Genomic DNA, 22,693 nt, shown 5'->3' on the forward strand with positions numbered 1-22,693 from the left:
ATCGGCGCAGCTACGTCCCTTCCTGTGCTGATAGGGTTCGCGAGCCGCACGGCGGTTGGCGAACCCAATTGTACCGGGCGCAAAGCCTGCCTTTCCCGGCCGCGCGCCTTAAGAGTTGGTAACATTAGAGTTGTGTAACACTGGGAGGCTTTCTATGGATCGGCGATCCTTCTTGACAGCAATGTTTGGCATTGCAGGGGCCGCGGCCTTTGCAAGCGCGGTTCGGCCTATCAACGCAGTGGCCGGCGTGCCAGGGGCCAGCGGCATTCTCGATGAACTCGACGCGCCAGACTCACCGACCTTCGATGATGAAGGTACTCAGGCGGAAGTGAAGCCGGTCTACCATCGGCGCTACCACGACCCCTACTACGACCCCTATTACGACCCCTATTACCGCCGCCACCGCCGGCGGGGCTGGAGAAGGGTCTGCCGTAGGTACTGGCGACATGGTCGCCGGCGCGTCCGGTGCTACCGCAGGCGGGCCGGGATCGTGCTTCGGTTCTAGCAACTAGGCGGAGCCTGGGTTGGACTCGACCCGACGGCCGCGCCGTGTCGCTGCGGCTGGGGCAAGGACGGTCGCTTCGCAAATGGGGCGGCCGGCCTTCCATCACAGGGAATGCGGTGCCGCAGCACGCTCTGAAAGTTCGGCCAGAACGGCGGCAAGCTTCCCTCAACAGCGCTCGAAGATTTCTCGGGAACATTTCCTCACGCCGGTAATTTCTTGGCCGTCAGACCAAGGAGGCTGTCATGAGACGACGCGTCGATCGCGAAAAGATCGAAAGAGCGGACCGCGAGAGCAAACTGATATTGGATGGTGAGCGCAAAGCCAGGGAAGCCAAGACGGCCAGGCTAAGGGAACAGCGACTTGCCCAAAAGAACGAGCCGCAGGCGACCGGCAACGCACCATCGGGAACCGATTAGGTTGTGGGAATGAGCGACGCGGAATAGCGACGGGCATCGCCGTCAAGAGATCGGCGACACGGGTCTGGATCGAGACGATCGCACGGGAGGTGGGGTGCCAGTAACCCGTGGCTCGGTGGCGTCAGTTGGATCGCGAATTCGCTATCCCTGAGATGCGAACGGCAAGCGCATCCAATCCGTTGTCATAGATCCGCGTCAGCACGCCTTCCGCGGCGTTGGCTCGCTGGGCTGTGCAACCGAGCAGGTCCCGCCCTCCGAGGCTCGCCGGAGCATTGGTCGTACGATCCCAGACCGCCCAGGTTCCGCCCGTCTGGACGTGACAATAAAATCTGTGCAGGTGGTTTTCCATGGATGGGAAACGTTCGACGCCCGTTCCGGGTCCATGCCGATGGGCGACGTGGTTAATGTCGCGGCCGTTTCGTGAGCGCCGCCATCCCGGACATGGTCGAATTGCGCCAGCGCTCACAGCCAGCCACCGTTTGTCTGCCTATTGGATCGAAACCGGGTGAGGCAGATCGAGCGGGGCGATCGCGCGCTCGCCGTCATCGTCAACCAGGCCATCCACGAACAGACTGGCCAGGCCGTCGAATTCGATTGCCGCGCCAACGAGTTGTGCCGCCTGCAGGACCAGATGTTCAATGTCCTCAAGAGCGACATTCTCGGCCAGATTCCTGATCCTGACCTGCTCCGCCACCACCGTGATGTTGACGATGCCCGCCGTCGCGAATGCTGTGTGGACCGCTGAACTGACGTCATCGCGCAGCTGCGCCGAGTAATCGTACCGCATCGAAACCTCCCTAAGGGATCGGTTTTCTAGTCAAATGGAAGCATGCACCGGTGACCGGTCAATGGCAAGTAAAATCTGAAAAATATCTAATTAAATCAGTTAGTTAGCATAGTTACACAAATGTGTGGCCGGCGCTTGATCCGCATCATGTGTGGGATGCGGCGTTCACGCATCGCAGGGTCTTGACGCATTATGGGGGTTATCCTAATTATAAGCCGAGTGAGTGAGATACTAACTCGACGTATTCTTAGTCCTGAGCGAGGAAGCGCCATGGCTGAACTGGAACGCCCCGAACGACTGCAGATCATGCTGACGGCCGACGAACTGGCCGCGCTGGAAAACTGGCGATACGATAAGCGCATGCCGAGCCGTTCGGCAGCGGTGAGGGAACTGCTGCGGCGCGGTCTGGCGTCGGACGGGTTCCTGACGGCGGAGCAGGGGGTCAAGTCGCAGGATTTTGGAATCCTGCCCACCGACGGCAACGGGATCGCCGACGGCGGCAAGGAATAGTTGGTGGCTGGCTGGCGGTGGCCCGGTCGCCAGCATGGATCGTCCGCCAGCAGTGGGTCGCCTTTTGAGGCGGATCCGTTCAGTTTCGCGCGCTGAAGGAACGGACGCTTTGTGCCTCATATCGGACATTGAAGCGTTTAACCGGCACGATTATGCCCGAGACGCTGACTGCGCTAAGGATAGAGGCCAGATAAGGGGCTCCTACCCATGCTGGCCGCAATAGAACGTGGGCAGGTCTATTGCGAAACTGTGAACCCACACTGCTTCTGTTCCATCTCGATCTGCTTCGTAATGCGGATGGCGTTCTGCGCATAGGCTTCGGTCACGGAGCCGCTGTTCACGGTCTTGTCTTTCAGCGGACTCACGGCTGCGCAGAGGTGAAAAACATGCGGCTCCGTGGACTTTTTGGCGCCATTTTCCGGCGCGATCCAGTAAACAACATCCTGACCGGCGGGGTGATTGGCGTCCTTCGTAGCGGCCGTCACCGCGGCGGAGTCCGTGGAGATCTCTTGCGCCTGGGCGGCGACGTCGGGCGAACAGGCTGTGGTTGGCTGCCCCGTCTTAATCTGGGTCGCGCACACGTTCATGTCCTGGGTGTATTGCTCGACCGAAGGAGGTTGGTAGCTGACCCCGATCAGCGTCGCGAGCACGGCAAGGGCTGCGCCCAAACCGCCGGCAACCTTCTTGGTCTGCGGATCCATGTTCTTGTCGGTCAATATCAGGAAAACCAGGGGGAGGAAGGCAATCAGCGTGATGATCGCGCCGAGCTGGTTTTGGAAGAAGAATCTGGCCGTGTCGGATGCGCGGGCCGGATCGTGCCTATTGGCCGCCTTCCACAGCAAGTTGCCGACGATCGCAAAGACCGCGATTCCGACCAGCAAGCCGATCAGCAGCGGCATGTTGCCGTGGTCGAACTTGTGCTGGTAGAACAGGTAGATCCCGGCGATCTCGCCGCCAATGGCTACGATCCAGCAGAGCACAGCGAAAAGGCGCAGCCGTGTCGCGGAAGACTTCTGGCCCTGCGTCGCTTGCCAATCCTTGGTAACGTCTGGCCTGTTGTCGCTCATGACCAATCCCCCGATATCGACACTTTTGCGAGTGCGGCGGCAAATCGAAAGGCCAAACCGTTCGGCGCAGCGTCATTGAACCAACGTCTTCATCGACTGCCTTGGCGGCGCCGCGTCAGACCACATCCCATCCATATTGCGCATGAAGTGATCCGTCCAGACCCACGGACGCAGACGGCGGTGCGGCGGTGGCTCCGTTCTTCTTCATCTCCGGCTCGGACTTGATGCTGCCACGGCAATTCGGCAGAGGCCGCGGTGGTCACTGGATCGATCAAAAGCAACATCGGCAGATCAGAACTGCAGCCGGATCGATGGCCTGAGAACCTAGGAGCGGACTGTCTGCTCCCGGCCAATTGCGCTCATTCTGGATCTACCTCGAGGCGAAGCCGTTTTGTGAAACCCGGCTGTTCCCGGCTTTACAGGATGTTGGTCGTCACTTCGACGACGATCGCCGCGCCTTCCGGCGCGCCATTCGTGACATGCACGACACGCGATACCCGCAGGTCCTGCGCATTTCCGTTGATCGACAGGGAAACGCTTTCGCCGATCCGGGGAACGGCCTGGAAAACGGCATCGGTGGCTTCCGGACGGTTGTCGATCGAGATGCGGCAGTTGACGGTCATGGGATGTCTCCTGGGTCTGACGGGTGCCCCGGTCGTCAACGCAGGGTCGGCGAAATGGTTTCAGAATGGCTGGGGGCTGAAACTTATTGGCGCTTGAGTTCGTATAGAGCAGCAGTTGCTCCATGTTCGGGAGCAACAGGCTCGCTGGGGAGGGCATTGGGGCTGCCCCGGCGAGCTGCCGCATCATCGATGATGCCGCCTGCCCAGTCTTGCCTTTGCAAGATTGTTTTCAGCGCGGCCTGTTGCCCACGGGCATCGGGCGCCGGCTCTTTTCATTGCGTCGCGCGTGGCACGAGATAGCTCGTCACGGTGCCTTGGCCAATGCCTCGCTTGACCACGACCGTCGTGTATTGCGCTGGCAGCGATGCGGTGACGTTGGGGTCGATCGACTTGCACCTTCCGACGATTTCGCCGTTGGGAGAGCTTGCCAGCCTGTGCGCCAGTGACGCCTGGCACTGATCAAGCGACGTGTACATTGTCGGCGCCATATCGACGGGTCTGCATATGGCAGCCTGTCCCGGGCTGCACGAAAGCAAAAGCATCACTGCCGCGGTTGCCGGATCCATTCCCTGAGCTCCCATGCTGGATGAGCCTCAACGCGCAAGAGCGGCCTTGGTTTCGCCGTCGCTAAAAGACCGCTTCGCATTGCCCGCCCTGCCGGGCTTTTGTGACGTTGGCCCGCGGCCTCAGTGAAGCGCTGGGATGCACGGTTCGACGGCGTCGTGCAGTGGCCAACTTCAGCTTGTATGGTCCAGCAGTCTGGTGGTGATATCACGACGATGTTCGTTGTTGGCGCGATCGATGCCTTCAACGGTGATCGCGTACATCCCGTTTTCGATCCTTGATATCCAGCCTTTTGCTTTCAGATACCAAAGATGAAACTCCAGATGTTCACGTGGACAGCCTGCCAGGCGTTCGATTTCTGAATCGCCAATACCAGGATTGTTGACGTCTTGTCGGCGTTTGACATAAAGCAGCGCGAGCAGTTTGGCCTGAATGACGACATCCCGTTCGACGCCTTTGGTGTTGCTGGCTTCCTCGGTCAGCTCGCGGCGAATGTTCAAATTATCTTTATATTGAATGTCGTACTGCGCGCGCTTGACCGGATCTTTGAGCGTATTGTGGGCATCTATGATTTCGCTGAAGCGGGATTCGTCGCCGGTGTCCCGATTGTCGGGATGATAGCGCATGGCAAAATAACGAAATATCCGTTCTATCGTTTCCGAGTTGGCGTTCGGGCTGATTTCCAGAAGTTCGTAGTAGTCAATGAACAAATCGGTGCTCCCCCCAACGTCGCTATTAGGCGGCAACGCGTCCGTCAAGACAAAGGGCCTGGCCGCTAAAGATTTGCGGTCCAGGCCCTTGTCGTCGGGTTCATTCCTAGAGTGCGCCTGTTGCCGCCCAGTCGCAAGCTGGACCATGGTCCTTGGACCTAAGATCACAAATCCGGTGCCGTCAAATGCCAAAAACCGGTGGCCGGCGGCGCGAGCCAAGGATAGACGCCGCGATCGAGGCCGCCAGCGGCGCTATTCGCCGCGCGGTCTGGCTTTCGGTCCTGGCCTGCTTTCCGTAGGGTTTGCGGCCAATCTGGCGGATCGCCGGTCTCTCAGCCACAGGGACATCTTTTTTCTTGCCAGCAGCTCTTCGCGAGCGCCATCCGCTCCATGCTTCGCAGCGATCGCATAGTCGGCTCGGTTCGTTCGATAGTCTTCCTTTTGCCCAGACATCGCTTCCTCCTGTTCCGCAGGCGTTTTCCCTCCTCTGGCCCGCGGAGGGGCTACTAACTGCCGGTGCATCGCGCGAGTCTACCAATTGGGGATTGCATTAAAATGATGCAGTCCGCAGTCGCGCCTGCATCTCGCCGCTTTTGATGATGCCTGCTGCGCCCTCTACCTGCTACAATCCGATATGGCCGGCAGAATAGCGATTGTCCTGGCACTTCTTTGCGCCTTCGCCTACGGATTCGCAAAACTCGTGGAACGTTATGGCAGTGTTGGCGATGCTCCCTCTCCGTGTGCGGAATGGTCAAACCCTGATTGCTCAAACCGGAACGTGGCGCCTGCACAGTAGCGATGGTCCACACATCTCGCTTCCCCAGTGATCTCAGGTCGTGCGAGATTTGCGGAGACGGCCGATTTCTTTGCCCGACTTGTGCAAACGCCTCTATGCTAGCGGAAAGCATAGGAGACATCATGGCCAAGCTGACAAACGCTGCCGATATGGCTCGGACCGTTGGTGTTGATCCGACGGCATTTCTGCAGGCATTGCGAAACGCGAAGTTCCCTTGGCACAAGCGCAATGCTGATTGGATTGTTGAGCTTGATAGCGCGGAGCACTCGTCAATGCGGACCGTGCTTGTAACTCTCCTGAAGCGAAAGAAGCCCGTTGCCGTCCGGACCTGAAGGCCAGAAGCGCCCACCGACGTGATCGGCAATGCCGTCGGCGTCGGCCCGCATGTCGCGCCTGTTTATTCGATGATGTTCGACAAAAGGCGACCGGAAATGCCTTGGCGGTTGCTTTGGCTGGTTCCCGCTCATGGGCTCGAACCACGATTCACGCCTTCAAAGGGCGATGTCCTACCATTAGACGAAGCGGGATAATGCTACCTGCGCCGACACCCCTAGCCGGTTCGCGCGCCGGGATCAACGCGATCTTCCTGCGATCGGCAACCGGCGATCGGCAATTGGCGGCAAGCCGATGTCACGGGATACGGCCAACCGGCTCGTCGCACTTGTAGACCGGGCAGCGGCCGTCACGGGTCGGGACATAGGCCGACATCGGCACATGGGGCCAGTCGCATTCGTTGCCGAATTGCCTGACATAGCGGTCATAGGTGTTGGGGCCGGTGGTCAGCACCACGGCGCGGCGGCTCTGGATCAGTTGCTGGAGCTGCTGGCAGCTCATCGTGCGGGTGTCGGGCCGGGCCTCAGTGAGGCCGGTCGCGGCAAGCAGCATTGCTGCTGTCGTCAAGGCAGTTCGGCGGATGGGCATGACGGTTACCTCAGCGTTTCACGTACCACGCAAACGTGTCAGGCCAAACTCGCATCCCGGCCAGCGGTTCGCAACAGCGCGATCCTCGTGCGACAGGCAACTGGCGATCGGCAATGGGCGGCAAGCCGCCGCCGTCAATCCGGGAGATCGCCGATCGGCTGGTCGCAGCGGTAGACCGGGCAGCGGCCGTCACGGGTCGGAACATAGGCCGACATCGGCACTTCCGGCCAGTCGCATTCGATGCCGAATTGCCTGACATAGCGGTCATAGGTGTTGGGGCCGGTGGTCAGCACCACGGCGTGGCGGCTCAGGATCAGCTGCCGAAGCTGCTGGCAATCCATCGTGCGGGTGTCGGGCCGGGCGTTGGCGAGGCCGGTCGCGGCGAGCAGGATCGCTGTTGTCGTCAGGGCAAGGCGGCGGATGGGCATGGCGGTTACCTCGGTGTTTCGCGAATGTCGAGTGAGCGTGTCACGCGAAACTCGCATTCCGGCCAGCGGTTCTGCAACAGCCAGCCGGCCGTCTTCTTGCGGCGCAACCAAATGCCGCGTCGCGCATTGCTGGGAATGGACGGCAGGAAGCCCTACGAGACTCCGCAATGGCCACCCGGAAACGAGGATCGCGAGGCCATGTGCTGTTCCTATTGCGGCGGTCGCGACCACCGCTACGAGGACTGCCCGCAACGCGAGCCCGATGCCGATCCTCCGCCTGACGCCGCCCCGGACGAGGCCACTCCCACACCGAACGGATCCTGAAGCCGGGTTCGGGTTCTTCGAAGTCCTCTCGACCGCAGGTGCGGAATGCCGCGCGCCCATTGCAACCAAATGCGCCACCACGCATTGCTGGGCATGGGCGGAATCTGTCACGCCGGCCCTGAAGGCGACGGGATGGGGGAAGGTGGGACATGACAGGATTGACGAGCATCAATGCTCTGATCGGAATCACTGCCGACGCAAGGCTGGCGGCGATCGTCGATTCGTCCTTCGACGCCATCATCAGCAAGGATCTGAACAGCGTCATCACCAGTTGGAACGGGGCGGCGCAGCGCATGTTCGGCTACACTGCAGAGGAGGCTGTCGGCCGATCGGTGCTGATGCTCATTCCCGATCATCTCAGGGATGAAGAGGCCGATATCATCGGCCGGGTTCGCAATGGCGAAATGGTGGCCAGTTACGAGACGATCCGGCGACGCAAGGATGGCGGGATCATTGCCGTGTCGCTGACCGTCTCGCCGATCAGAAATGCGGTGGGCGAGATCATCGGCGCTTCGAAGATCTCCCGCGACATCACCGCGACCAAGGAGAGCGAGCGCCGGATCAGGCTGTTGCTGCGGGAGGTGAACCATCGCGTCAAGAACCAGTTCGCGGTGATCCTGTCGATGGTCAGGGAAACCAGCAAGCGCTCGACCGAACCGCGCGAATTCGAAGACCTCATCCGCTCCCGCATCATGGCGCTGTCGCGGTCGCACGACCTGCTGGTGAACTCGGAATGGGCGGGCGCCAGCCTCTTCGACCTCATTCAGGAGCAGCTCAAGCCGTTCGGCCACGAGGAACAGGTGTCGCTGTCCGGACCGCTGCTGACCTTGCAGCCGAACGCCGTGCAAAATCTAGGCATGGCATTTCATGAGCTCGGCACCAACTCTTCCAAATATGGCGCGCTGGCGTGCGAGGCCGGGCGGCTCGAGATCACCTGGCAGATCGCCACCGGCGCTTCGGGCAGGCGGGACATCCATCTCGTCTGGGACGAGACGATGCCGGTGCATGAAGGCGACCGGCGGGACGAAAGCACGCGCAAGGGTTTTGGCACCGTCGTGCTGCAGCGCGTCGCGCCGCAATCGCTGAACGGCTCGGCGGTTCTGGAGCGCAGCCCGGGCCATGTCAGCTGGTCGCTTACGGCGCCGCTGGACTCGATCATCGTGCCCCAGCTCGGCACCGAAATGGCTGCCGCCGAGCCGTCTTTCGGCCCTTGAGGGTCTGCCGGCTCGAAATCTCACAATGACTGGGTGGCTACCCGGCACGGCCGGCGGAAGTGGCCAACCTTTTCCGTCGACGGGCGTTGTCCCTGTGCCCGGCACGGCCGGGCGGAAGTGGCCAACCTTTTCCGTCGACGGGCGTTGTCCCTGTGAAGGGAAGGGAAGAAGGAGGCCGAGATGAGAACCCTCGCCATCGTGCCATTCAGCCTGATGCTGGCGCTGGCAGTGCCGGCCGCGGCCCAGACGGACCAGCAGCAGGAGGCGCCGCAGGCCGACAAATGCCGGGTGCAGACGGAGCAAGGCGCAAAACAGCAGCCTGGCGGCGACAATCTGACGGACACGCTCAATGATTGCGGCGGCGTGCTGAAGCCACCCGCCACTGGCGACCAGGAGATGGCGACGCCGGCTCCGGATGAAGGCAAGACACCGGTCATCAAACCGGGTGACGTGCCGGCCCAGCCGCCGGCGCAGTAGACGGCGCGGCAGCCAGGCAGGAACCTCGCTTTGTCAGAAACGTTTCTGTCACGACTTCGAACCGAAGGAAGAGATCCGTGAGAGATATCGCCGGCACTGCCATGTTTCTTGCCTCGATCGCCATTGTCATCGCCCTGATGCTGATGGCGCCGAAAAGTTTTGGATTCGAGACCTCCCGCCCGGTCGTACAGGCCGATGGTTCCGGGCAATAATCGGAAACGATTTCGCACGATGAAGGACAGGCGAGGCAGATGCCTCGCCTGTCCTTTATCGTCTGAGGAGTATCTACCGAACCAGCACGCCGGCGTGGTTGCACAGGGCAGCGAAAGCCTCCTGTGCCTGGGCAGCACCGGCCTTGTGTTCCAGCGCAGCCTCGACCTGCTCGCGCGCGGCCTGATAGAAGGCGCCACGCTTGGCCTGCGGCCAGTCGATCAGGATCTCGCTGGCATCCTGCAGCGTGGTGAGGTCGCGGATCGTGTCCGAGCCATGCGGCCTGATCCGCATCGGCGTCGACAGCATCAGCTCGGTCATGTCCCGGTTCCTGACTATTGGAGGAATTTCGCTTCGCGCGCAGCGTCGATCATCGCCTGCATCGCCTTTTGCGGCGGCGTCCAGCCATCCAGTGCATCCCGGCAGCTGCGCAACGCCGCCCGATACCTGCGGCCCTGGCCCGAGGGCCAGTCGCCGAGACACTCCAGGCCCTCCCAGGCGCTGCGCACCACGCGCTCGCGCTCGGGGGCAAATTTCAGCCGGATCGGTCGGGGAAACATCTTGTCGTTCAACGGTCGTCTCCATGACATGGTGCATGTCACCCAAAAAGTGCGCAGCGGTTTGGACGACAGCGCAAAAAGCGGGCGTCCGACAACGTCGGCAACAGGGCAGGGTTCCCTGCCTGAACGATCAAATTTCAGCTGCCTGCGACGGCATCCGACAACGGCCTCGGTTCGGCCAATTCAGCGTTGTGCGCCGTTGGCCGATCATGCTCGAACTGCTCGGCGCCGGGCAAGGCATGCAGCCACGTCTCGCGCCTGCTGGTCCACAACTCATATTCGGGTACGAGATCATCGGTTGGTGCGACATCGAGGCTGCCGATCGTCACCTCGGCCTCGTCGTCACTGAGGAAGGCGACGCGGCCGCCGCAGGTCGGGCAAAAGCTGCGCGTGCCATAGGTGCTGACGATGCCGGTCGCCTCGAACGCCTCGCGCGGCCAGATGGCATAGGCCGAATAGACCGAGCCGCCGGCCTTGCGGCAGTCCTTGCAGTGGCACAGGCCGATTCTGAGCGGTGCTCCGGTGACCGTGAACTGCACGCCGCCGCACAGGCAGCTGCCGGTCCTGCGTATGGTGTCGGACATGATGCGACCTCCGTCTTGTCAGCCTGTGGCACAGCCTTGGCGGTGGGGCCGGGCGGGACGGATGCTCGTCCGGGACAGAGCCGCATCGGCTCGTCCAGGACAGAGCCCATCCCGATCCCATCGGGATGCCCTAGCCGCGGGCCGCCATATAGGAATCGAGCTTCTTGCGCGATGGTCCATAGCGCTTGATGATGGTCTGCGCCTCGCTTGGCGGAATGCCATATTTGCGGGCAAAGGCGGCGACCTCGTAAGGCTCCTCGCTCGAAACCAGCTTGCGGTCCTGCTTTGTCTTCGACTTGTCGTCAGCCATTTCAGGCCTCGCTTTCTGTTGCCGGGGAAACGCGCAGCCGTCGGCGCCCGAGTCCACGATCAACAGGACATAACACAGATCGGCGCCGCCGGTTCCACCGGCACGAGAATAACGCCGCGCCCGGACGCGCCGTCGCCTCATCGCTTCGGAAAATCGATGCCGGTTTTCGGGGTCAGGCGCGCGGTTCAAAGAGCTCAACCACGTTACCGGACGGGTCTTCGCAAAGGATCTGCAGGCCGCCCGGGCCTTCTACGATCTCGTTGCGAAACGACGCGCCGCCCTCGCGCATGGCTGCAGCCAGTGCGGGAAGATCCCTGACTTCCAGCACAATGCGGTTCCACCCGCCCGGCTCCGGGGTCCGGCCATCCGGCATTGGTCTCGCAGCCGAAGCCATTGGACCGGCGAGCCAGAGTGTGAGGTCGCCGCGCGTCAGGATTGCCATCGCCGGGCCGAATTGCTGCTTCAGGGCGAAGCCCAGATGCTTGGTATAAAACGCGATCGACAGATCGACGTCGCTGACGAGATACCGGAATGTCGCCATCCGCAGGCTCCTCCATCAAGCCCCGCCTGCGAGAAAAATAGCCGCCGGGACAGGGCGCGGCAAGGTTCGGGCGCCTGCTTTGGAAAACCGGCTGTTGCGAGGCGTGCCGCGAACCGGGCAAAAACTTTCGGCGCCGATGTCGGACTTGCCCGGGGTCGCGCGTCCTTGGGTCGGAGCCCATTGCAACCCTGGAGAACGACATGTCGTCGCAAATCACTCAGTCGCAGATCACTCAGTCGCAGATCACCCAAGCGCCGTGGCAGACCGCGGCCCTTCTCATTGCCCGCCTGATCTTCGCTGGCGTCTTCCTGATGGCCGTGACCTTCAAGTTCATGGGCATGGGCGACACCGCCGGCTACATCGCCGCCGCCGGCTTTCCGTTTCCGCTGTTCCTGGCCTGGTGCGCGGCGCTGCTGGAAGCCGCGCTGGTGCTGTGCTTCCTGACCGGCGCCTTCTTCACGCCGGCAGCCCTGATCGCCGCCGCCTATGTGCTGTTCCTCGGCTTCTCCTTCCACGGCCCCAGCCACTGGGCCGGCAACCAGGCCGAGTTCGGCTTCTTCGTCGACCATTTTTCGTTCATGGCCGGACTGCTGTTCGCGGCGGTGCATGGGCCGGGCCGGGTGCTTTCGCTGAATTTGGGATGGCCGGGCAGGGCGTAGGCAAGGGCATGCGGCCCGAGCCAGGCGGCTAGTGCACTCTGGCCGGGCCGAAGGTCGGCTAGCGGCCCTGCAGGATTTTGATCACCTTGCTGCTGTCGGCCGATGACGACGAGAGATTGCGGTAGTCGGCATAGGTTATGCGTCCTCTGGCGACGGCATTCCAAAGGCGATTGCAAAACGTTGCCGGCAAGCGTTCCAGGCTGACATTGGCAACTTCGGCGACGGTTTTTCTCTCGGCCAGCGGCAGTGAAGCCTGGCTCGCAATGCACTCCCTGATGACTTTGGCCTTGATCGCCGGGCTGCCGCTGACGACGGCCTGGGCGTTGTTGAACTCGCCCTCGCTGACGGTTGTGCAGCCGGCGAGCATTACGGCGCCAAGCAACAAGGCGCCAAAGCGCGATTCAAATCTCATGTGTCCCCCCGAAATCAACTGCATTGGAGCCAAGCAAAACTATGTGACACAGGCAAGATGCTGGAGAGGTCATGCAGGTAAAATGGTTGGTCCATCCGCTGTTCCTGGCCCGGTGCGCGGCGCGGTTGGAGGCCGCCCTGGTGTTGTGCTTCCTGACCGGCGCCTTCTTCAGGCCGGCAGCCCTGATCGCTGCCGCCTATGTGCTGTTCCTCGGCTTCTCCTTCCACGGCCCAGCCACTGGGCCGGCAACCAGGCCGAGTTCGGCTTCTTCGTCGACCATTTTTCGTTCATGGCCGGACTGCTGTTCGCGGCGGTGCATGGGTCGGGCCGGGTGCTTTCGCTGAATTTGGGATGGCCGGGCAGGGCGTAAGCGAGGGGCCTGTGGAAGCACGCCAGCTGGCCGGTCGCAGGTAGGCCGTCGTTTTCCCACAAACGACGGCCCCATGCTTGCCTGCCCACTACCCCCCCAGGACAGCACCAAGCTACATTAGAGCAAGCTAAAGTTTTGCGTCTATAAACTTTGACATAGTGTCAGAAAGATTCGCCGCCTTGCATTCGGCAGATAAGCTGGCACGCTGCGCTCCGACCGGAGGGGATGCCATGTCCGACACGAACACGGCGATGGTGCGTTTTGCCCAGGACGCCTCCGACGAGGATATCCTCACGGTTGTTCGCAGGTGGAACGACACGCTGGCCGCCGAGGACTATGAGGGCGCGCTGGCCATGATCCGTGCTCCGGGCTGGACTGCCGATTTGTTGCAAAGGACGATTGCGGGATATGGCCACCCCGAACCCGCTGAGCGGGTACACAAGGTGACGCCACTGGCTTCGGCCAGGTATCATCCCGGCACTGAACCGCTCAACAATCCATGGCCCAGGCACGAGGTCGACCGCGATACGCTGCCCGATGGCAAACCATTCATCTCGGTCTGGTTCGACATGCCGCTCGATGGCTACTGGAGCGATGTAACCGCCACGTTCAATCTCGATCGCGACGGAGACATGCTGGTGCTGGCGCTTGCGATGATCCATGTCATGTGAAGGCCCCCGTTGGCACCCTCACATCTGGTCGTTGTAGGGCTCCTTGATCTGACCGACCATGCGGGCGAGCTTTGAAAAGGAGGGCATGTCGGCCTCCGGCTGGCACTGATTGGCGAGCTCCAGCAGCCGTATCGGAAAGCTGACGGCGTCACGGCTTGACGCGGACATGCCTTCGGATCGCTCCTGGCTGGTTTCGCCGGCCTCGGCCTTGCGCAAGGCCAGGTCTATCTCCTCTGCGCTCAGCACCCCCTTTTGAACCAGCAGGTGGTTGATCGATGCGACGGCCATCAGCAGGCCTTCGAGTTGCAGGTTGGCGACATTCATGGCGATTTGCTCCCGTGGCTATGGTCGAAACGCGCGAGCGGCGTTTCCGCTCCGCATGAGGGGGGAATCGGTTTCAGCTGGGATGGCCGGGCAGGGGGCCTATTCCTGCGTCAGCCCCTCGCCATATTCGCGCCACAGCGCCTGCGCCTCCGGACCGCCGAGGCGCGGGATGGAGGGATCGCCAGGGATTATGGCGACGGCGCTGATATCGTATTGGGGAAAAGCATGGGCGACGAAGCGGATCGCTTCGCCCAGCGAGCGCACGCGGATGATCGGATCCGCCTGGCCCTGGCCGGTGCTGCGCACACCGGAAACCGTGGCTGGAGCATGCCGCATCCTGAACACGGATGCCATGGCTGGTCTGTCCATCGTCCTCTCCCACAAGGCCGTGCGACGGGAATCATTCCATGAGCTTCCGCTAACGATCCCACAGATGCCGGCCAATGGCCAGCCGGCCCGAAAAGCCCGCCGATCCGTGCCGATCCAGTTGTCCGGTGAGGGCAATCGTGCTATTGATTTGGCCATGGTGCTGATTTGCGCCAATGACCTCCAGGCCCGCCGCGCAGGCGGGGTTTTTTGTTTTTGCCGCAGCCCTTGGGCGATGCCGCTTACCCCTTCGGCGCGGTGACCGAAAAAGACGGATAGGAATTTTTTCTCAGAAAATCGTTGACTGGGTGAGGGCAGCTATGCTACATATTTGTCCATGGTGCTGATTTGCGCCAACGACCCGCCGCCGAGGCGGGTTTTGTGTTTTTGGCGTCTCTGTCGATCGAGACGCCTTCAGTAACCACTTGACTGTTGGCAGGACAGAGGGGGCGCGACGGAACGCCATCCTTCGCCCTGACGACCCATTCACCCGCGAGAACTCCCATGGTCCGCTACGCCACCATCATCACCGACGATGACGGCCGCGAGGTCGTCAGCGCCATTGGCGAATTCGAGGGCGCCGCGCCGCCGGCCCGTCTGGGCCGGGTCGAGCAGGTGGCGCCCGGCGTGCTGATCGGCATGCTGCGTGGCGGTCCGGTCGATGCGGTTGGCGGTTTGGTTTTGCCCAGGGATCGCTGGGTAGCAGCGACAGGGGGATAGGGGCGGCACGGCTGATGCTGCGCCTTGCCGGCCAATCCGGTGCGGCGGGTTCCGGCGCGGGGCGCTCCGAAGCGGCAAGACCGGCCGGCGCGACAGAGGCCAAGGCTGAGGCAAAGCCGGCACGGGCGGCCAGCAAGCCGCGCAAGCGCGCCGCCCAATTGAAATCCAGGGCGGCGAAATCCAGGACGAAAAAATCCGCCCGCTCGAAATCCAGGACCGTGAAATCCGCAGCGAAGCCAGCGGAGGCCGGGCATGGGTGAGAAGCCGCCGGCCAGGCCGGTCCAGCCATCGCGGAAAAGCCGGACGGCGCCGCCCGCCGCCAAGCCCGCCGCCAGCGCGGTCGCCGTGCGGAAGCCGCGCCCGAAGCGGACCAAAAAAACGCTGGGCGATGATTTCCTGGCTGCGGTGCGCGCCGATTTCCGCACCCATGGCGCCGGCGTCATCGCCGAGGTGCGTGCCGACAAGCCGGATCAGTATCTGAAGATCGTGCTTTCGGTGCTGCCCAAGGATTTGCATGTTTCGATCAACCAACTGGACGGCTTGAGCGATGACGAGATCCGCAGCCGCATCCGCAGCCTCGAAGCCGTCCTCAAGCCGTTCCTTGAAGACCTCGGCAGCGAAGACGGAGTATCTGGCGCTGCTGTCGGAACTGGACCGCAGGCGCAGGACTAACCTGCTCGCCGCCTACCGGCCCTATGCCAGGCAAGCGGAATTCCATGCCGCGGGCGCGCAAAACCGCGAACGGCTGTTCATGGCCGGTAACCAGCTCGGCAAGACCCGGGCCGGCGGGGCGGAATGGGCCATGCACCTGACCGGCCGCTATCCCTCGTGGTGGCAAGGCAGGGTTTTCGACAGCGCGGTTCGGCTGTGGGCGGCAGGTGTGACCGGCGAAGGCACGCGCGACAACCCGCAGCGCGTGCTGGTCGGCCCGCCGCAGCAGCAGGCGGCCTGGGGCACCGGCATGATCCCGGCCGACGCTATTCGGCAGACCACGATGGGGCGCGGCGCGCCGGGCGCGCTCGACAGCGTCGTGGTGCGCTGGGGTGGCGGCGGCGACGTGCAGGCCGATGAATCGGTGCTGTCGTTCAAGAGTTTCGAGAAGGGCCGCGAGAAATGGCAGGGCGAGACGCTGCACGGCGTCTGGTTCGACGAGGAACCGCCGCTCGACATCTATTCCGAAGGCCTGACCCGCACCAACGCGACAGGCGGCATCACCATCGTCACGTTTACACCGCTGCTCGGCATGTCGGATGTGGTGCTGTTGTTCTTATCGGCGGAAGAGGTGGAGGGACTGGCGAAGGGGTGAGGGATTTCAAACAACAAGTGGCAGTGGCTTCGATGGCTTCTTGTTTTCGGCTTGCGCTGCCCCTCACCTGCCTGCCGGCATCCTCTCCCCGTATAGTGACGGGGAGAGGGGGCTGGCCGCAACCTTGGCTCCCTTTATTGCAACGCAGGTGATGGGCGAAACCATTGGTGACGGCGTCCTTCTCCCCGTCACTATACGGGGAGAAGTGCCCGGCAGGGCGATGAGGGGCGGCGCGACGGTGGCCAGAAAACCGCGTCCGAACGACACCATACAGCCTTCGCCTCGCAAGGTGATTCAGGAATTCGCCATGACCCGACACGTCACCTTCATGACCATCGACGATGCCGAGCACTATACCCGCCAGGAGCGCGCGGCGATCGTCGCCGCCTATCCGGCGCATGAGCGCGAGGCGCGTGCACGCGGCATTCCGGTGCTGGGGTCCGGGCGCATTTTTCCGGTGGCGGAGGAACTGATTGCCTGCGAGCCGTTCCGGCTGCCGCGCTACTGGCCGCGCATCGGGGCGCTGGATTTCGGCTGGGACCATCCGTCGGCGGCGGTCGAGCTCGCCTGGGATACCGAGGCCGACGTCGTCTATATCGCAAAGGCCTGCCGCGCTTCGCAGCAGACGCCGGCGATGCAGACGCTGACCCTGAAACCATGGGGCGACTGGCTGCCCTGGGCATGGCCGCGCGACGGCCGCCGCGAGACCCTGGAAGGGGCGGGCGTGGCGCTCGCCCGGCAATATTCCGCGCACGGGCTGAACATGCTGGCCCGCCACGCGCAATTCCCGGACGGTTCGGTCTCGGTCGAGGCCGGGCTGATGGAGATGCTCGACCGCATGCAGTCCGGCCGCTTCAAGGTGTTCTCGACGCTTGCCCCCTGGTTCGAGGAGTTTCGGCTCTATCACCGCAGGGATGGCCAGGTGGTGAAACTGCGCGACGATCTGATGGCGGCGACACGCTATGGCGTGATGATGCTGCGCGAAGCGGCGGTCGATCCGGCTGAGTTCAGGGCGGCGAGAAGGCCGGCGGGGCAGAGCGATCCGCTGGGGGCGTTCAGGTGAAATAAGTTGAAGATCGATCCCCGCAAAACCGAAAAGGGTTATAAATGTTCGTGGATCGGGGGGCGTAATGATCTTTTCAACTCTTGCACGATGTCGCTGCGCCTGAAACGGGACGGCAAGGGCCGCCAGTACGTTGTGCTGGCCGCGATAGCTGGCGTAAACTATGAATATTACCCGATGGAACTGGGTGAGTTCAAACAACTGATCGACGCGGCTCTCGCGATACAATCCGCAGCGGCTGCCGAGTCTTGATACTGCGCATGTAAGCCGAGCGCAGCCTTGCTCCATGCCTCAAGGAAGGCCAATGCCATGGCTCGGCCGCCTGATGACCATCCGTATCGTCCCCGCCACCTTGCGCGACCTCAACTCCATCTCCGCCAACCTCCGCCCTGAAGACCAGGCCGAGATCGACTGCCAGTTCGACGCGTGGTTCGCCGGTGCTGACGCAGCTCGCAGGTATCCGCGTCGAGACCGAAGTGCTGCGATGTCTCGAATTGACGCCGTGGGTTACTCCACGATCTTCCAATAGGAATCCTTGCGGATCACCTTGCCGTCGCGAAACGTGTAGAAGTCGCAACCCTGGACTTCCTTTTTCACACCCTCGGGGGTGGTGCCGGTGAGGGTCCATTTCGAGATGCCGGTACTGGCAGCCGCAGCCACAAAATGCTCGGCGTGGCCGTAGTGGACATCGGGCAAGCCTTCAAAACGTGTCGCCAGCGCCTCGCGTACGCTGCGCTTGCCCTCGCAACGCGTTCCCCAGGGCTTGCTCCCCCTCGGCATCTCCAGGACGCAATCGTCGGCAAACAACGCCATGATGCGATCGAGATCATGCGCGTTGAAGGCGTCGCTTAGCTCCGTCAGTGTCGCTCGAATGTCCATTCGCCCGTCTCCTCCAGGGATAACCGATAGGCCGCGATGTCCGAAGTAGGTCACTGGCGAGGGGGCCGGTCAAGTGCGCGGGCCTTCGAGACTCCGCCCGAAAACGGCAACCGCACTCCATCGCTGTGGCCTGCTCATGACCGTCCGCATCATCCCCGCCAGCTTGCGCGATCTCTCCTACATCGCCGCCAATCTGCGCGGGGAAGATCGCGCCGAGATCGACTGCCAGCTCGACCAGTGGTCGCCGGGGCTGCTGGCGCTGACGGCGCTGCAGGGGTTTGCCTATGTCGCAGAGCTCGACGGCAATCCGGAGGCCGGCTTTGGGGCCGCCGAACAGCGTAGCGGCCTATGGATCGCCTGGAGCTGGGGCACGCGCCGGATGAAGCGCTGCGTGCCTGGCATCACGGAATTCTTTCACGCCGTGCTCGCCCGCCAGGTCGCGGCGCGCGGCGCCTGGCGGGTCGAGGCCCGCGCGCTCGCCGCCAATGAGATGGCGCTGCGCTGGCTTGGCCGGCTCGGCGCCACACAGCGCTGCCTGCTGCCGGGCTACGGCAAAAACGGCGAAGATTTTTTCCTCTACGACTGGACAAGAGAAGGCTGGACCCATGTGCCTGTTTCAAAAACCACCGGAACTGAAGCCGCTGCCGCCGACGCCGACGGCCGAGGACAAGGATGTCCAGGCGCGCGAGGCGGCGCTACAGGCTGAGCTCGAGCAGCGGCAAGGCACGCTGAGTACCATCAAGACCGACCTCGCGCCCGGCGATATCACCGGCCGGCGCCGCGTTCTTCTGGGGCTTTAGACCATGACCGCGATGAAGCGCAGTTTTCGCAAGCGGGTGCTGGCGTGGTGGTATTGGCGAAGGCATGCAAGGCTGGCGAAGCGGCGGTGATTGGCAGCTTCCACCCCTCACGCCTTCTTCGCGAATGCCCAGACCATCAGCGGGTATTCCTCGTCGTTGCTGAGATCCCGCCACAGGCCGTAGGCTCGCACCGGCCCGCCGATGTGGGCCCTGGCGCAGGCCTTGTTGCCCCAGCCGTGGACCTTGACGTTGGCTTCGGCGAAGCCGCCCTCGACCATCAATTGCTTCAGGCCGGCGGGGGTCCATCTGTTGTAGTCGTGCGGCCTGGCGTGGACCCGAAACAGGAAGGGTGTCGCCACCATCGCCCAGCCGTCGGACCGGGTCATGGCGTGGATGTTCTGCACCGCGGCCTGCGGCCGCCGCACATGTTCCAGCACCTGGTCGGCGATGACGATCGAATATTGCTCGTCGGTGCGGTCGTTGCAGATGTCGAAGGCGGGGAAATCGACCGACCGGTAGTTCGGGCACATCGCCCGCCAGTAGCGGTTCCAGCCGGGCGAAATCTCGATCACGTCGGCGGCTTTGCGATTTCCCGCTTCGAGAAACACGGTGAACGCCTCGATCTGGCGGATGCGCAGCCAGTTGCGCGAATCATAGCCAAGCAGCCGCTTCGCCACCTGTTTGCCGCGGTTTTTCAGGGTGCCGGCAAGGCTTGTCGTCGTCACATCGACCTCCTCCAAAACCCGCCGCCAGACCTTCCTAGACCGAGAACCGCGCAAAAGAATGACAATGGTCGCGATGCCGTCGCGCCAAACCAGTGAGATCTGACATGACCGATTCTCGTGCCCGCGATATCCTGTCCCGCCAGTCCGAGCTCGAGAGCGAGCGCAGCCAGTATGAGGCGGTGTGGGAGCAGGTGGCGGAGTTCTGCGACCCCGATGCACCCGACATCTGGAGCGGCCGCCGCATTGGCGGCGCGGACTCGCAGGCCGAGCGGCAGGAGCGGCGGGGTGCGCGCGTCTACGCCAACACCATCAACTCGGCCGCCAACCGGCTCGCTGCCGGGCTGGAAAGCCTGATCATCCCGCAGTCGGAAAAATGGCATGGGCTGTCGACCGCCGAGATGAATGACGAGGAGACCGACGAGGAAAAGGAGTGGGCGGAAGGCTTGCGCGATTTCCTGTTTGCGCTGCGCTATTCGGCCAATTCGAATTTCGTGCCGGCGACGCAGGCCTGCCTGCGCAATGTCGTGCGCTATGGGCCGGCCTATCTCTATGCCGAGGAAGGGTTCGGCTCGACGCTGATCCGCTATGCCTCGATCCCCGTGGTCGAAGGCTATCTCAGCCGCAACCGCTGGGGCCAGGTCGACATCTTTCACCGCCGCTACGAGCGCACGGCGCGGCAGGCGGCGCAGCTGCTCGGCTATGAAAAGCTGCCGGCGCGCATCAAGCTGCTGGTCGACGATCCGGCCAAATGCGAGACCAAGATCTCGCTGGTCCAGTGCATCCAGCCGCGCGACGAGCGCAAGATGTATCGGCAGGGCGACCACACCCGGTATCTCGACACGGCGTTCGCCTCCTACCACGTCATCGAGGACGAGGAGGAGATCGTCAGGGAGAGCGGCTTTCGCACCTTCCCGGTGTCGACCTTCAACTGGCGCCGCTACGAGGGCGACCCCTACGGCATCTCGCCGACCATAGAAGCTCTAACGACCGTGCGCGAGGAGAATGCCGTGCGCCGCTCCGGCCTGCGCGCGCTGCAGCAGATCACCGATCCGGCGACCGCCTCGAAAGCCAGGCTCGACTATGTACCGGTGCTCAATCCCGGCGAGAATTATCCCGGCCTGATCGACGACAATGGAAGGCCGCTGATCGTGCCGATCTCGACCGGGCAGAACCCGACCTATGCCTTCAACTACGCGCAGAGCCGCGCCGACGAGATCCGCGACATGATGTTCGTCAATCTGTTCCAGACGCTGGTGCAGAACCCGCAGATGACGGCGACAGAAGCGCTGATCAGGCAGGAGGAAAAGGGCGCGCTGCTCGGGCCGTCGGGCTCGATCATCCAGGCCGGCTTCGCCACCAATCTCGACCGCGAGCTCGGCATTTTGGAGGACAAGGGGCTCTATGACGCGGACAGCCGCTTCCTGCCGCTGGCGAGCCTGGCCGGCAAGGCGGTGCGGCCGACCTTCACCGGCCCGCTCGACGTGCTGCGCCGCGCGGCCGAAGCGCGCGACACCATCCAGGTGGTGACGACGGCCATGCAGATGGCGCAGTTCGACCCCGGCGTGATGGACAATATCGACGGCGACGAGGCGATCAAGATCGTGCAGGGCGCCGGCCGCAGCCCGCAGCGCATCTTCCGCCGCAAGGCGGAGGTCGACGGCCTGCGCGATGCCCGCGCCAAGGCAAGCCAGGCCCAGGCCGGCATGGCGGCGATCGCCACCGCAGGCAAGGCGGCCAGGGACGCCGTGCCGGCGGCCGTGCAGGCGCGCGACAGCGGCCTGCTCGACGGGTTGCAAGGCATGCTGCAGGGCCAGGCCGGGACACCGGGCGGCCAAGATGTGCGGGGAATATTGGGTGCAGAGGATGGCGGCGCATGAGCCGGAAACGCTTTGCCCATTCCGGCCAGGCCGGCGGCCCGGCCAAGGCGCGAGAGGCGCTGGCCAGGGCGTATCTCAGGGTGTTTTCAGGCGAGGACGGCGAGATGGTGCTGGCCGACCTCGCAGCGACGACAGGCTACTACCGCCGCCCGTCCTATGGCGAGTGGATGGCGCGGACCCGCACGCCCAGCGGCTTCGAACTGCACAGCGCGCTCAGCAATGCGCGCGCCGAGGTGGTGCAGCACATCATGGGGTTTCTGACGCTGGACGAGGCGCAGCTGCTGGCGCTGGAGAAGGCCGCGCGGGCGGAGGGGTAGGTGGGGCGTTCGAACTGCGTCCCTCTCCCGTTCTACGGGGAGAGGATGGCCGGCAGGCAGGTGAGGGGCGGTGACAGCATTCCAGAACGTTGCGCTGCCCCTCATCCCCCTGCCGGGACCTTCCCCCCGTTGAACGGGGAGAAGGGGGGCTAACGATCAATAATCGCCGTTGTAATACCGGTCGTCGCAGGGTGCGGTGTAGATGCGGCCGTCGCGGTCCTGGTAGCGGCACATCTGTTCGCCGCGGCGTTGCGGTTGCGGGGTGGTGGCCGAGCCGACAACCGCGCCAAGCAGGGCGCCGCTGGCCGCGCCGATGACCGTGCTCTTGGTGTTGCCGCCAATGGCCTGGCCGACGAGGGCGCCGCCGGCGCCGCCGATAAGCGCGCCGGTTCCGGCTCTCTGCTGGCCTTCGGTCTGTGCGCAGCCTGCAAGTGCTGCGGTCATCAGCACGGCGGCAATGGCTTTGTGAAAGTTCATATGCGGTCTCCCTTGAATGCCTGAAATCCCTATGGCTCGCCACGTGCCGCCGCAATGCGGCGGAACAGGGGCACCAGGCCTCACGATATAAGACAGGGTTTCTCGGGCGTTGATGGGCCGAGCGCCGAAAACACCTCATGCGAACAAGGCGCTAGCTCGGCTCCTTGTCAAAATGATTCA

Annotated in this window: 35 protein-coding genes, 1 tRNA gene and 2 pseudogenes; 19 read left to right on the top strand and 19 right to left on the bottom strand. The window is 63.1% G+C overall.

The features are described 5' to 3' along the window. Nucleotides 1–181 precede the first annotated feature (181 nt). Nucleotides 182–505, top strand: a complete 324-nt coding sequence (locus AC1D10_RS18065; protein ID WP_477274991.1) for a protamine-2 (modular protein) — start codon at nucleotides 182–184, stop codon at nucleotides 503–505. Nucleotides 506–747: 242 nt separating this feature from the next. Then, on the top strand, nucleotides 748–921 hold the full coding sequence (locus AC1D10_RS18070; protein ID WP_477274153.1) for a hypothetical protein: 174 nt from the start codon (nucleotides 748–750) through the stop codon (nucleotides 919–921). Between the two features lie 487 nt (nucleotides 922–1,408). Here AC1D10_RS18070 and AC1D10_RS18075 read toward each other — a convergent pair whose 3' ends face one another. Beyond that, complete coding sequence (locus tag AC1D10_RS18075; protein ID WP_477274155.1) at nucleotides 1,409–1,708, bottom strand: hypothetical protein; 300 nt, start codon at nucleotides 1,706–1,708, stop codon at nucleotides 1,409–1,411. 270 nt (nucleotides 1,709–1,978) lie between these two features. On the opposite strand from AC1D10_RS18075, the gene AC1D10_RS18080 reads away from it, so the two are divergent. Then, nucleotides 1,979–2,218 (top strand): hypothetical protein, encoded by a 240-nt coding sequence (locus AC1D10_RS18080; RefSeq protein WP_379098929.1) that lies wholly within the window; start codon nucleotides 1,979–1,981, stop codon nucleotides 2,216–2,218. Between the two features lie 236 nt (nucleotides 2,219–2,454). Here AC1D10_RS18080 and AC1D10_RS18085 read toward each other — a convergent pair whose 3' ends face one another. The 4 genes from AC1D10_RS18085 to AC1D10_RS18100 all read right to left on the bottom strand — a co-directional run bounded on the left by AC1D10_RS18085 (nucleotide 2,455) and on the right by AC1D10_RS18100 (nucleotide 5,182). Further along, nucleotides 2,455–3,285, bottom strand: coding sequence for a hypothetical protein (locus tag AC1D10_RS18085; RefSeq protein ID WP_379098926.1), 831 nt, complete (start codon nucleotides 3,283–3,285; stop codon nucleotides 2,455–2,457). Between the two features lie 416 nt (nucleotides 3,286–3,701). Next, nucleotides 3,702–3,908 (bottom strand): hypothetical protein, encoded by a 207-nt coding sequence (locus AC1D10_RS18090; protein WP_477274158.1) that lies wholly within the window; start codon nucleotides 3,906–3,908, stop codon nucleotides 3,702–3,704. 272 nt (nucleotides 3,909–4,180) lie between these two features. Next, nucleotides 4,181–4,384 carry a hypothetical protein gene (locus AC1D10_RS18095; protein WP_477274160.1) on the bottom strand — a complete coding sequence of 68 codons (204 nt, stop codon included), beginning with the start codon at nucleotides 4,382–4,384 and terminating at the stop codon, nucleotides 4,181–4,183. Between the two features lie 261 nt (nucleotides 4,385–4,645). Further along, the gene (locus AC1D10_RS18100; protein ID WP_477274993.1) at nucleotides 4,646–5,182 is read right to left on the bottom strand and encodes a DnaJ domain-containing protein; all 537 of its coding nucleotides are present in this window, start codon (nucleotides 5,180–5,182) and stop codon (nucleotides 4,646–4,648) included. A 918-nt stretch (nucleotides 5,183–6,100) separates the two neighbouring features. Here AC1D10_RS18100 and AC1D10_RS18105 point away from each other — a divergent pair. Next, nucleotides 6,101–6,310, top strand: a complete 210-nt coding sequence (locus tag AC1D10_RS18105) for a hypothetical protein (RefSeq protein WP_477274162.1) — start codon at nucleotides 6,101–6,103, stop codon at nucleotides 6,308–6,310. Nucleotides 6,311–6,431: 121 nt separating this feature from the next. Here AC1D10_RS18105 and AC1D10_RS18110 read toward each other — a convergent pair. From AC1D10_RS18110 to AC1D10_RS18120, 3 genes are all read right to left on the bottom strand, one after another. After that, nucleotides 6,432–6,505 (bottom strand) — tRNA-Gln (locus AC1D10_RS18110). A gap of 103 nt (nucleotides 6,506–6,608) precedes the next feature. Next, a complete protein-coding gene (locus AC1D10_RS18115; RefSeq protein ID WP_477274164.1) occupies nucleotides 6,609–6,899 on the bottom strand; it encodes a hypothetical protein in 291 nt (96 codons plus the stop codon). 134 nt (nucleotides 6,900–7,033) lie between these two features. Next, entirely contained in the window at nucleotides 7,034–7,327 is a 294-nt protein-coding gene (locus AC1D10_RS18120; RefSeq protein ID WP_477274166.1) for a hypothetical protein, read from the bottom strand. A gap of 473 nt (nucleotides 7,328–7,800) precedes the next feature. Here AC1D10_RS18120 and AC1D10_RS18125 point away from each other — a divergent pair, with 473 nt between their 5' ends. The 3 genes from AC1D10_RS18125 to AC1D10_RS18135 all read left to right on the top strand — a co-directional run bounded on the left by AC1D10_RS18125 (nucleotide 7,801) and on the right by AC1D10_RS18135 (nucleotide 9,554). Beyond that, nucleotides 7,801–8,865 (top strand): PAS domain S-box protein, encoded by a 1,065-nt coding sequence (locus tag AC1D10_RS18125; RefSeq protein ID WP_477274168.1) that lies wholly within the window; start codon nucleotides 7,801–7,803, stop codon nucleotides 8,863–8,865. 180 nt (nucleotides 8,866–9,045) lie between these two features. Further along, entirely contained in the window at nucleotides 9,046–9,342 is a 297-nt protein-coding gene (locus tag AC1D10_RS18130) for a hypothetical protein (RefSeq protein WP_477274170.1), read from the top strand. 77 nt (nucleotides 9,343–9,419) lie between these two features. Then, the gene (locus tag AC1D10_RS18135) at nucleotides 9,420–9,554 is read left to right on the top strand and encodes a hypothetical protein (protein WP_477274172.1); all 135 of its coding nucleotides are present in this window, start codon (nucleotides 9,420–9,422) and stop codon (nucleotides 9,552–9,554) included. A gap of 73 nt (nucleotides 9,555–9,627) precedes the next feature. Here AC1D10_RS18135 and AC1D10_RS18140 read toward each other — a convergent pair whose 3' ends face one another. From AC1D10_RS18140 to AC1D10_RS18160, 5 genes are all read right to left on the bottom strand, one after another. After that, complete coding sequence (locus AC1D10_RS18140; protein WP_477274174.1) at nucleotides 9,628–9,873, bottom strand: DUF982 domain-containing protein; 246 nt, start codon at nucleotides 9,871–9,873, stop codon at nucleotides 9,628–9,630. Nucleotides 9,874–9,887: 14 nt separating this feature from the next. Continuing rightward, nucleotides 9,888–10,124, bottom strand: a complete 237-nt coding sequence (locus AC1D10_RS18145; RefSeq protein WP_477274176.1) for a DUF982 domain-containing protein — start codon at nucleotides 10,122–10,124, stop codon at nucleotides 9,888–9,890. Nucleotides 10,125–10,249: 125 nt separating this feature from the next. Beyond that, nucleotides 10,250–10,696 (bottom strand): GFA family protein, encoded by a 447-nt coding sequence (locus tag AC1D10_RS18150; RefSeq protein ID WP_477274178.1) that lies wholly within the window; start codon nucleotides 10,694–10,696, stop codon nucleotides 10,250–10,252. A 130-nt stretch (nucleotides 10,697–10,826) separates the two neighbouring features. Beyond that, nucleotides 10,827–11,006: a DUF3606 domain-containing protein gene (locus AC1D10_RS18155; RefSeq protein WP_379103843.1), complete on the bottom strand. Its 180-nt coding sequence runs from the start codon at nucleotides 11,004–11,006 to the stop codon at nucleotides 10,827–10,829. 172 nt (nucleotides 11,007–11,178) lie between these two features. Next, nucleotides 11,179–11,547 (bottom strand): VOC family protein, encoded by a 369-nt coding sequence (locus AC1D10_RS18160; RefSeq protein WP_477274180.1) that lies wholly within the window; start codon nucleotides 11,545–11,547, stop codon nucleotides 11,179–11,181. Between the two features lie 200 nt (nucleotides 11,548–11,747). Between AC1D10_RS18160 and AC1D10_RS18165 the strand changes: the two genes are divergently transcribed. Next, nucleotides 11,748–12,206, top strand: coding sequence for a DoxX family protein (locus AC1D10_RS18165; protein WP_477274182.1), 459 nt, complete (start codon nucleotides 11,748–11,750; stop codon nucleotides 12,204–12,206). Nucleotides 12,207–12,264: 58 nt separating this feature from the next. Here the strand turns inward: AC1D10_RS18165 and AC1D10_RS18170 are convergent, their stop codons facing one another. Then, the gene (locus AC1D10_RS18170; protein ID WP_477274184.1) at nucleotides 12,265–12,618 is read right to left on the bottom strand and encodes a hypothetical protein; all 354 of its coding nucleotides are present in this window, start codon (nucleotides 12,616–12,618) and stop codon (nucleotides 12,265–12,267) included. 95 nt (nucleotides 12,619–12,713) lie between these two features. On the opposite strand from AC1D10_RS18170, the pseudogene AC1D10_RS18175 reads away from it, so the two are divergent. Both AC1D10_RS18175 and AC1D10_RS18180 read left to right on the top strand, forming a co-directional pair. Beyond that, nucleotides 12,714–12,988 (top strand): annotated as a pseudogene (locus tag AC1D10_RS18175) (DoxX family protein); the annotation flags it as partial. 230 nt (nucleotides 12,989–13,218) lie between these two features. Continuing rightward, nucleotides 13,219–13,659: a hypothetical protein gene (locus AC1D10_RS18180; RefSeq protein WP_477274186.1), complete on the top strand. Its 441-nt coding sequence runs from the start codon at nucleotides 13,219–13,221 to the stop codon at nucleotides 13,657–13,659. Nucleotides 13,660–13,677: 18 nt separating this feature from the next. On the opposite strand, the gene AC1D10_RS18185 is transcribed toward AC1D10_RS18180, so the two are convergent. Continuing rightward, the gene (locus tag AC1D10_RS18185; RefSeq protein ID WP_379103829.1) at nucleotides 13,678–13,983 is read right to left on the bottom strand and encodes a hypothetical protein; all 306 of its coding nucleotides are present in this window, start codon (nucleotides 13,981–13,983) and stop codon (nucleotides 13,678–13,680) included. 99 nt (nucleotides 13,984–14,082) lie between these two features. Next, nucleotides 14,083–14,352, bottom strand: a complete 270-nt coding sequence (locus AC1D10_RS18190; protein ID WP_477274188.1) for a hypothetical protein — start codon at nucleotides 14,350–14,352, stop codon at nucleotides 14,083–14,085. A 501-nt stretch (nucleotides 14,353–14,853) separates the two neighbouring features. On the opposite strand from AC1D10_RS18190, the gene AC1D10_RS18195 reads away from it, so the two are divergent. The 6 genes and pseudogenes from AC1D10_RS18195 (at nucleotide 14,854) to AC1D10_RS18220 (ending at nucleotide 17,967) form a co-directional block, all read left to right on the top strand. After that, complete coding sequence (locus AC1D10_RS18195) at nucleotides 14,854–15,069, top strand: hypothetical protein (RefSeq protein WP_477274190.1); 216 nt, start codon at nucleotides 14,854–14,856, stop codon at nucleotides 15,067–15,069. 252 nt (nucleotides 15,070–15,321) lie between these two features. Next, nucleotides 15,322–15,741 (top strand): hypothetical protein, encoded by a 420-nt coding sequence (locus AC1D10_RS18200; RefSeq protein ID WP_477274192.1) that lies wholly within the window; start codon nucleotides 15,322–15,324, stop codon nucleotides 15,739–15,741. Continuing rightward, nucleotides 15,701–16,339: pseudogene (locus AC1D10_RS18205) on the top strand (terminase large subunit domain-containing protein); the annotation flags it as partial. The gene AC1D10_RS18200 and the pseudogene AC1D10_RS18205, both read left to right, overlap by 41 nt. A 343-nt stretch (nucleotides 16,340–16,682) precedes the next feature. Continuing rightward, nucleotides 16,683–17,438 (top strand): phage terminase large subunit family protein, encoded by a 756-nt coding sequence (locus tag AC1D10_RS18210; RefSeq protein ID WP_477274194.1) that lies wholly within the window; start codon nucleotides 16,683–16,685, stop codon nucleotides 17,436–17,438. Nucleotides 17,439–17,444: 6 nt separating this feature from the next. Beyond that, on the top strand, nucleotides 17,445–17,690 hold the full coding sequence (locus AC1D10_RS18215; RefSeq protein WP_477274196.1) for a hypothetical protein: 246 nt from the start codon (nucleotides 17,445–17,447) through the stop codon (nucleotides 17,688–17,690). Nucleotides 17,691–17,742: 52 nt separating this feature from the next. After that, nucleotides 17,743–17,967: a hypothetical protein gene (locus AC1D10_RS18220; protein WP_477274198.1), complete on the top strand. Its 225-nt coding sequence runs from the start codon at nucleotides 17,743–17,745 to the stop codon at nucleotides 17,965–17,967. On the opposite strand, the gene AC1D10_RS18225 is transcribed toward AC1D10_RS18220, so the two are convergent. Beyond that, on the bottom strand, nucleotides 17,946–18,317 hold the full coding sequence (locus tag AC1D10_RS18225) for a nuclear transport factor 2 family protein (RefSeq protein WP_477274200.1): 372 nt from the start codon (nucleotides 18,315–18,317) through the stop codon (nucleotides 17,946–17,948). The two genes, AC1D10_RS18220 and AC1D10_RS18225, sit on opposite strands and share 22 nt — an antisense overlap. A gap of 136 nt (nucleotides 18,318–18,453) precedes the next feature. Between AC1D10_RS18225 and AC1D10_RS18230 the strand changes: the two genes are divergently transcribed. Continuing rightward, a complete protein-coding gene (locus tag AC1D10_RS18230) occupies nucleotides 18,454–19,023 on the top strand; it encodes a hypothetical protein (RefSeq protein ID WP_477274202.1) in 570 nt (189 codons plus the stop codon). A 201-nt stretch (nucleotides 19,024–19,224) separates the two neighbouring features. Here the strand turns inward: AC1D10_RS18230 and AC1D10_RS18235 are convergent, their stop codons facing one another. Beyond that, on the bottom strand, nucleotides 19,225–19,842 hold the full coding sequence (locus tag AC1D10_RS18235) for a class I SAM-dependent methyltransferase (RefSeq protein ID WP_477274204.1): 618 nt from the start codon (nucleotides 19,840–19,842) through the stop codon (nucleotides 19,225–19,227). Nucleotides 19,843–19,946: 104 nt separating this feature from the next. Here AC1D10_RS18235 and AC1D10_RS18240 point away from each other — a divergent pair, with 104 nt between their 5' ends. Both AC1D10_RS18240 and AC1D10_RS18245 read left to right on the top strand, forming a co-directional pair. Further along, nucleotides 19,947–21,719, top strand: coding sequence for a portal protein (locus tag AC1D10_RS18240; RefSeq protein ID WP_477274206.1), 1,773 nt, complete (start codon nucleotides 19,947–19,949; stop codon nucleotides 21,717–21,719). Next, entirely contained in the window at nucleotides 21,716–22,036 is a 321-nt protein-coding gene (locus tag AC1D10_RS18245; protein ID WP_477274208.1) for a Bbp19 family protein, read from the top strand. The genes AC1D10_RS18240 and AC1D10_RS18245 overlap by 4 nt, the downstream gene beginning before the upstream one ends. Nucleotides 22,037–22,192: 156 nt before the next feature. Here the strand turns inward: AC1D10_RS18245 and AC1D10_RS18250 are convergent, their stop codons facing one another. Then, nucleotides 22,193–22,513, bottom strand: a complete 321-nt coding sequence (locus tag AC1D10_RS18250) for a YMGG-like glycine zipper-containing protein (protein WP_095091384.1) — start codon at nucleotides 22,511–22,513, stop codon at nucleotides 22,193–22,195. Nucleotides 22,514–22,693: the final 180 nt, after the last annotated feature.

The sequence above is a fragment of the Mesorhizobium sp. P2_A8 genome (genome assembly GCF_056404935.1).